The 8,597-nt window shown below is 43.3% G+C and carries 3 protein-coding genes, 2 rRNA genes and 1 pseudogene; 1 reads left to right on the forward strand and 5 read right to left on the reverse strand.

All coding sequences use genetic code 11. The annotated features are described in order from the left end of the window. Positions 1–47: 47 nt before the first annotated feature. Positions 48–590: a DUF2726 domain-containing protein gene (locus F986_RS05730; RefSeq protein WP_004692898.1), complete on the reverse strand. Its 543-nt coding sequence runs from the start codon at positions 588–590 to the stop codon at positions 48–50. 382 nt (positions 591–972) lie between these two features. Continuing rightward, a complete protein-coding gene (locus tag F986_RS05735; RefSeq protein WP_004692899.1) occupies positions 973–3,378 on the reverse strand; it encodes a YgiQ family radical SAM protein in 2,406 nt (801 codons plus the stop codon). Between F986_RS05735 and F986_RS05740 the strand changes: the two genes are divergently transcribed. Then, complete coding sequence (locus tag F986_RS05740) at positions 3,377–3,775, forward strand: hypothetical protein (protein WP_017397066.1); 399 nt, start codon at positions 3,377–3,379, stop codon at positions 3,773–3,775. The genes F986_RS05735 and F986_RS05740 overlap by 2 nt on opposite strands. A gap of 100 nt (positions 3,776–3,875) precedes the next feature. Here F986_RS05740 and F986_RS05745 read toward each other — a convergent pair. The 3 genes and pseudogenes from F986_RS05745 to F986_RS05755 all read right to left on the reverse strand — a co-directional run bounded on the left by F986_RS05745 (position 3,876) and on the right by F986_RS05755 (position 8,578). Next, positions 3,876–5,161 (reverse strand): annotated as a pseudogene (locus F986_RS05745) (M20/M25/M40 family metallo-hydrolase). Positions 5,162–5,399: 238 nt separating this feature from the next. Further along, a 5S ribosomal RNA gene (gene rrf / locus F986_RS05750) occupies positions 5,400–5,514 on the reverse strand. Positions 5,515–5,684: 170 nt separating this feature from the next. Further along, positions 5,685–8,578: ribosomal RNA gene (locus F986_RS05755) — 23S ribosomal RNA — on the reverse strand. Between the last annotated feature and the right edge of the window lie 19 nt (positions 8,579–8,597).

An 8,597-nucleotide genomic window follows, 5' to 3' on the forward strand; every position in this document is an offset into this window, starting at 1 on the left:
ATAAAAACATGAGTTTTCATGTTTTTATGATACGTGCTGAGATTCAGTTAGCCGATCAGACGTAATTTTCGAGTTTGTGCTGCATTATAGTAATCATATTTTTTGGCTACACGCGTATCTTTAGTCAAACGCGACGAAGCATAAAGATCGCCATAAAAATCTTCACGTAACTGATGATAGTCAGGCACTTCTTCATAACGAATCACTTTATAGCCAGCCATATCGAGGATCGCATCCTGAAACTGTGCCTTTTGTGGACGTTTCAATGAAAGCGGATCTTCTAAAGCAACCACTGCCAAAACTTGTTGTGCACTATCCATAATCACAAAATCAGCCACCAAATTGCGGTATTTGTTTCGTGTACGTGAAAATTTTGTCGTGAGTAAGGCATCATAAGATACATGCGCCAGCACAGTATGATGCGGTAAAATTTCTTTCAAACGAGTATAAGTCAGTTGCTCATGCATACTAAAAATAGCACGTTGTCTTAATGCACTATCTTGCTGCTTGGTCTTAGGGATCAACGCTTTACTCGCTAAAATCATGACCAGTATCAACAACACGCTACCAATTACCATATAAGTTGTCATATTTGTATCCTTTTCATCTTTATTATAATTTTCGGTATCACACCGATTTTTATCCGATCAGTATAACCTACTGACCATTTACCCAAACCACGCAATAAAAAAACTAAAGCTAAAATCAAACAAACGCTGATAAAACTAAACAATTTTTTGCAATGTCATCCGTTGTAACACGCTTTGTTTTAATCCGAATGACATTTTGGCTCTGTAGCCTATCTACACTGTAATAGAGTGATTCATTCACGTGCAATATGATTCTTCGGATTGACCCAATTTTCCCGACGGATGGCAGAAAAGCCAATCTTTGAGCTATTTTTCTAACGCAATAAAAAAGATCGATCCTAAAAAAGGATGCCGTAGCATCCTTTTTTATATTCAATTGCCATTAAGCACGTGACTTAGACTTTGGTTTTGACTTTGAATGTCCAAATGGCTTCTTGGCGTCACCTGTTTCACGCGGCGGCAAACCTGTATGCTGCGTTAAAATCTGACCACGTTCAGGACGCTTCTTGGTATTTGATGGACGAGATTGATTTTTCGCTTGTTGGTTACGGCTATCACCATTACGTTTTTGCGAATCGCCATCCACGGTTGAGTTTTTCTTCCGAGCAGACTGATACTGACCTTCTGTCCCTTGCGGTTGATAGGTTGGAATCAAATGCTGTTTCGAGTTGCCAATCAAATCTTGGCGGCCCATCTCCTTTAAAGCTTCACGTAATAATGGCCAGTTGTTTGGATCATGATAACGCAAAAAGGCTTTGTGCAGACGACGACGCTTCTCACCTTTCACAATATCCACATCTTCAGTATATCGCGCCACTTTGGCTAATGGGTTTTTACCCGTGTGATACATGGTGGTCGCTGTGGCCATTGGTGATGGATAGAAAGTCTGTACCTGATCGGCACGGAAACCATTTTTCTTCAGCCAAATCGCCAAATTCATCATGTCATATTCGGTCGTACCCGGATGCGCTGCAATAAAGTACGGAATCAGATACTGTTCTTTACCTGCTTCCTTACTGAAACGATCAAACATTTGCTTGAAACGATCATAGGTCCCGATGCCTGGTTTCATCATCTTAGACAACGGACCTTTTTCGGTATGTTCAGGCGCAATTTTTAAATAACCACCGACATGATGCTGCACCAATTCTTTGACATATTCAGGGTTTAACACCGCTAAGTCATAGCGTAAACCTGAGCCAATTAGGATCTTTTTGATGCCTTTAATAGCGCGTGCTTTACGATATAACTGCGTTAAAGGTGCATGATCGGTATGCAAGTTTTGACATACGCCCGGATACACACAGGATGGTTTACGACAGTTCTTTTCAATTTCAGGGTCTTTACAATGCAAACGGTACATATTTGCAGTTGGGCCGCCTAAGTCAGAAATAATGCCGGTAAAACCCGGTGCAGTATCACGAATCTTTTCAACTTCACGTAAAATTGATTCTTCTGAACGGTTTTGAATGATGCGTCCTTCATGTTCTGTAATCGAACAGAAGGTACAACCGCCAAAACAGCCACGCATAATGTTGACCGAAAATTTGATCATGTCAAATGCAGGGAAACGCGCATCAGCATAGACAGGATGCGGTAGACGTGCATAAGGTAAATCAAACACATAGTCCATTTCTTCCGTCGTTAACGGAATCGGTGGAGCATTTAACCAGACATCACGCTCGCCATGCTTTTGTACCAAAGCACGCGCATTTCCCGGATTGGTTTCAAGGTGCAAAATACGGTTGGCATGTGCATATAAAACGGGATCATCTGCCACCGCTTCAAATGCAGGCAAACGAATCACAGCCAGCTCACGCGGCGGTAATTTATGTTTAATTGCCTTTGAAGACGGCTGTAATTGCACAATTTGTGTATCAGGATCGAGTTGATCCCCTTCACGAACAATTTGATTTGTCACAATTTCTTTTTGGAAATTTTGATATTGGGTTAAAGAATTACCCTTATCTTTTTCAATTTCACAGCCATCTAAATCTTCAGTCATCACATAAGGATTGATAATCGGATCGACACGGCCAATGGTATCCACATCATTCGATGCGATTTCCACAAACTTGGCTTTAGATGGACGGTTTAATTTATTCACGATAAATGCCGTGCCGCGAACATCGGTAATTTCGTGAATTTTTTCGCCTTTGGCTAAGCGATGCATCACTTCAGTAATTGAACGCTCACCATTACCATACATCAAAAGATCGGCTTTTGAGTCCATCAACACTGAACGACGAACTTTGTCTGACCAATAGTCATAATGTGCAATACGACGTAAAGACGCTTCAATTCCACCTAACAATACAGGTACATCTGGAAATGCTTCACGCACACGTTGGCAATATACGGTTGCTGCACGGTCTGGACGTTTATTGGGTAAATTATCTGGTGAATAGGCATCATCAGAACGGATTTTACGATCTGCCGTATAACGGTTGATCATCGAATCCATGTTCCCAGCAGTCACACCCCAAGCGATATTTGGCTTACCCAAAACGCGGAATGCTTCAACATTAGTCCAATCAGGTTGTGCAATAATCCCGACACGGAAACCTTGTGCTTCTAACGTACGGCCAATAATACCCGAACAAAATGATGGATGGTCGATATACGCATCACCACAGACCAAAATAAAGTCACAACTATCCCAACCGAGTTGGTCCATTTCCTCGCGCGACATCGGCAAAAATGGCGCAGGTTCAAAACATGACGCCCAATATTTGTCGTAATCAAACAACGCTTTAGGCGCGGTCTGCATAGTATAAGCAGTAGACATGGCTAGCAATTCTCGGCTGGCAGATGAAAGATCTCAAATAAAGATCAAAGATGAAAGCCGATCATTTTACCATGAATTACATTCAGCTTGCTTGGTTAAAAAAGCATCATATACAGCACGTTATCATTTATTTTTTTATGCAAACGTAATTCCGAAGTTTTATTTAAAAAGAAACAATTCGACAGTGAAGAGACAAAAGCTGACCCTTCATTCCTTAAAGAATAAAGACCAATGTCCAGTCACTTGGGACAATAAACACTACACTGAAACCCAACAGATTCCGCTGAATTACGCAGCAAAGAATGAAAAATTAACATCAACTATAGCTATGCCGATCTCTCAGACTATCCCTCACTTTATGGCATTTTTATTTAAGATCTCACCCATTTCCTTTTAAGATTCTGATATTTAGATTAATGAAAGATGCTGATAAAAATAAACACCATCTTTCATCATGTAAAAACTCAAATCAGTTGAGTTCTTTCACACCAACTTTATTATTTTTGAGCGGTCGATAAGTCCATAATCAACTTTGTCGCTAAATATAAACGCGGCACAATACTTTCGACCAGAATATATTCAGCATTATTCGAATGTGCACCATCACCAGATAAGCCCATGCCTTCTAAAATCGCTGCTTTCGAATTTAAGCCAGCAAATGCGGCATCTGTACCACCACCTGTTGCTTCAGCTAAGACCTTCATTGGTAAGTTAAAATCAGTTTTGTAAATAAGCTGTGCTTGTTCAGCCAATTTTTTTTGCCTGTGGATTTGCCATTAAAGGTGGGCGACGCATTTCAAACTTTAACTTAACTTCACTATCAGCTAACTTTTTATGTTTAATCCTTTCCTGTAATACACGTTCCACTTGCTGAAAATCTTTAACTTGCAAAGCACGAACATCTGCTTGTGCAGTCGCAAGGTCTGGAATCACGTTACGCACTTTACCTGCACTCGCTACAGTCCAGTTTAATTTCAACCCTGTTTTAGGATTCGATAAATCTTGTAACTGTAAGATTTGATGTGATAATTCTGTCAGTGCATTTATGCCTGCTTCAGGCTTAACCCCTGCATGTGCAGATTTCCCGTGAACCTCTAAATATGCTGCACCAATCCCACTGGTAGCTAATCGTAAACTACCATCTTTACCACCACCTTCAAATGACAAAACTACATCTTGGTCTTGTGCAGTTTCAGTAATCAGTTTGCGTGAACCTGGCGAACTGATCTCCTCATCGGAGTTAAGTAAGACTGTGATCGTGCCATAATCTTGATAATTCAACTTTTTCAAAAGATCAAGCGTATGAATAATCGCAGCAACTCCCTGTTTATCATCTAAAATTCCAAGGCCAAAAACTTTATCTCCTTCCATTTTAAAAGGTTGGTCTTTCAACATTCCAGTTAAATACACCGTATCCATATGAGCAATTAGCATAATTTTACTGCTGCCTTTACCCTTTAAAACAGCTTTTACCATTGGACCAGTCTGTTGGGGCGTATCATCCATACGATATATATCTTTAGCTTCTACAATACTGACCTCAGCACCTGTCGTTTTTAATTGTTCGGCGACATATTTAGCGATCTTATTCACGCCGACAAGATCTTTACTCCCCGACTCAATATTGACTAAAGCCTCTAGAGTATTTAAATAATTCTTTTTTTCTGACTCAACCAGATGTTTGACCTGATCATTAGATACAGCATGTACTTGCCCAAAAGCTCAACAACGCACATGAGATTAAAGGAAGTTTTTTCAGTTGATATTGAATTTTATTAGACATACTCATTATTCCATTTAAAGATATTGCTAACAAACTATGAACATTTGATCGACTATTCAATATTTTTAAAAATCTAAAAATAAAAAATGTTAGATAGATTAAATGTCATGATCGATAAATAAGTAAATCAGTATGTAGAAACCTATCCTAAACCTCAATTAGACGATTGATTCGTTTATTATTTCACCTATAAAAAAATCCCCCTCTGCTTTAAGCGGAGGGGGATTTTGAATTAATGAGCTGGCGATGACTTACTCTCACATGGATAACTCCACACTACCATCAGCGCTAAGAGGTTTCACTTCTGAGTTCGGGAAGGGATCAGGTGGTTCACTCTTGCTATTGTCGCCAGCACAACTGTTTATGACTATTCGTTGGGTCTTATTTACACATTGTGTATGCCTAACTTTCATCAAATGAGTTATTAACAGGTATATTTGAGTTGGATATTTTATCTAGCTTTATAACTAAATCAAGTTGTTTGCAGTGATTTGAACCACAACACCAACTGTTTGGGTGTTGTATAGTCAAGCCTCACGAGCAATTAGTATTGGTCAGCTTCACATATCACTATGCTTCCACATCCAACCTATCAACGTCGTAGTCTTCAACGGCTCTTTAGAGGACATAAAGTCCTAGGGAAATCTTATCTTGAGGTAGGCTTCCCGCTTAGATGCTTTCAGCGGTTATCCCTTCCGAACATAGCTACCCGGCGATGCGACTGGCGTCACAACCGGTACACCAGAGGTTCGTCCACTCTGGTCCTCTCGTACTAGGAGCAGATCCTCTCAAATTTCCAACGCCCACGGTAGATAGGGACCGAACTGTCTCACGACGTTCTAAACCCAGCTCGCGTACCTCTTTAAATGGCGAACAGCCATACCCTTGGGACCTGCTTCAGCCCCAGGATGAGATGAGCCGACATCGAGGTGCCAAACACCGCCGTCGATATGAACTCTTGGGCGGTATCAGCCTGTTATCCCCAGAGTACCTTTTATCCGTTGAGCGATGGCCCTTCCATACAGAACCACCGGATCACTAAGACCTACTTTCGTACCTGCTCGACTTGTGGGTCTCGCAGTTAAGCGCGCTTTTGCCTTTATACTCTACGCGTGATTTCCGACCACGCTGAGCGCACCTTCGTACTCCTCCGTTACTCTTTAGGAGGAGACCGCCCCAGTCAAACTACCCACCAGACATGGTCCTCGTCCCGGATAACGGGACAGAGTTAGAACCTCAATATTACCAGGGTGGTATTTCAAGATTGGCTCCACCGAAACTAGCGTCTCGGCTTCAAAGCCTCCCACCTATCCTACACAAGTAAGATCAAAGTTCAATGTCAAGCTGCAGTAAAGGTTCACGGGGTCTTTCCGTCTAGCCGCGGGTACACCGCATCTTCACGGCGAATTCGATTTCACTGAGTCTCTGCTGGAGACAGCGCCCCCATCATTATGCCATTCGTGCAGGTCGGAACTTACCCGACAAGGAATTTCGCTACCTTAGGACCGTTATAGTTACGGCCGCCGTTTACTGGGGCTTCGATCAAGAGCTTCGCTTACGCTAACCCCATCAATTAACCTTCCAGCACCGGGCAGGCATCACACCCTATACGTCCACTTTCGTGTTTGCAGAGTGCTATGTTTTTAATAAACAGTTGCAGGGGCCTGGTTTCTGTGGCTGCCAATAGCTCAAGGAGTAAATCCTATCACCGTCGGCAGCGTACCTTCTCCCGAAGTTACGGTACCATTTTGCCTAGTTCCTTCAGCAGAGTTCTCTCAAGCGCTTTGGTCTACTCGACCTGACCACCTGTGTCGGTTTCGGGTACGATTCCTATGTAACTGAAGCTTAGAGACTTTTCCTGGAAGCATGGTATCAGCCACTTCACTGTACAAGTACAGCTTGCTATCAGTTCTCAGCATAGAGTACCCCGGATTTGCCTAAGATACATGCCTACAACCTTCCACCTGGACAACCAACGCCAGGCTGACTTAACCTTCTCCGTCCTCTCATCGCATTACATAGAAGTATTGGAATATTAACCAATTTCCCATCGACTACGCCTCTCGGCCTCGCCTTAGGGGTCGACTCACCCAGCCCCGATTAACGTTGGACTGGAACCCTTGGTCTTTCAGCGTGCGAGTTTTTCACTCGCATTGTCGTTACTCACGTCAGCATTCGCACTTCTGATACCTCCAGCATACTTCTCAATACACCTTCATCGGCTTACAGAACGCTCCCCTACCACTTGCAATAAATTGCAAATCCGCAGCTTCGGCATATAGTTTTAGCCCCGTTACATCTTCCGCGCAGGCCGACTCGACTAGTGAGCTATTACGCTTTCTTTAAAGGGTGGCTGCTTCTAAGCCAACCTCCTAGCTGTCTATGCCTTCCCACATCGTTTCCCACTTAACTATAATTTTGGGGCCTTAGCTGGCGGTCTGGATTGTTTTCCTCTTGACTACGGACGTTAGCACCCGCAGTCTGTCTCCCGGATAGTACTCATTGGTATTCGGAGTTTGCATCGGTTTGGTAAGTCGGGATGACCCCCTAGCCGAAACAGTGCTCTACCCCCAATGGTATTCGTCCGAGGCGCTACCTAAATAGCTTTCGGGGAGAACCAGCTATCACCGAGTTTGATTAGCCTTTCCCCCCTATCCACAAGTCATCCCCTGGCTTTTCAACGACAGTGGGTTCGGTCCTCCAGTTAGTGTTACCCAACCTTCAACCTGCTCATGGATAGATCACCCGGTTTCGGGTCTACACCCAGCAACTAAACGCCCTATTAAGACTCGATTTCTCTACGGCTCCCCTATGCGGTTAACCTTGCTACTGAATGTAAGTCGCTGACCCATTATACAAAAGGTACGCAGTCACCGCACAAGTTGGCTCCCACTGCTTGTATGCATGCGGTTTCAGGATCTATTTCACTCCCCTCACAGGGGTTCTTTTCGCCTTTCCCTCACGGTACTGGTTCACTATCGGTCAGTCAGGAGTATTTAGCCTTGGAGGATGGTCCCCCCATATTCAGACAAGGTTTCACGTGCCCCGCCCTACTCGACATCATCATATAAGCCCTTTCGTGTACAGGACTATCACCCACTATGGTTGCACTTCCCAGAGCATTCCACTAGAACTTATATGACTTAATGGGCTTTTCCCCGTTCGCTCGCCGCTACTGAGGGAATCTCAATTGATTTCTTTTCCTAAGGGTACTGAGATGTTTCACTTCCCCTCGTTCGCCTCGTATGACTATGTATTCATCATACGATACCTGCCTTATGACAGGTGGGTTTCCCCATTCAGAAATCTCCGGATCACAGGATATTTGCCGCCTCCCCGGAGCTTATCGCAGGCTATTACGTCTTTCATCGCCTCTGACTGCCAAGGCATCCACCACATGCACTTAATTACTTGACTATACAACCCCAAACAGTCG

Source organism: Acinetobacter johnsonii CIP 64.6 (assembly GCF_000368045.1).
Classification (GTDB): domain Bacteria; phylum Pseudomonadota; class Gammaproteobacteria; order Pseudomonadales; family Moraxellaceae; genus Acinetobacter; species Acinetobacter johnsonii.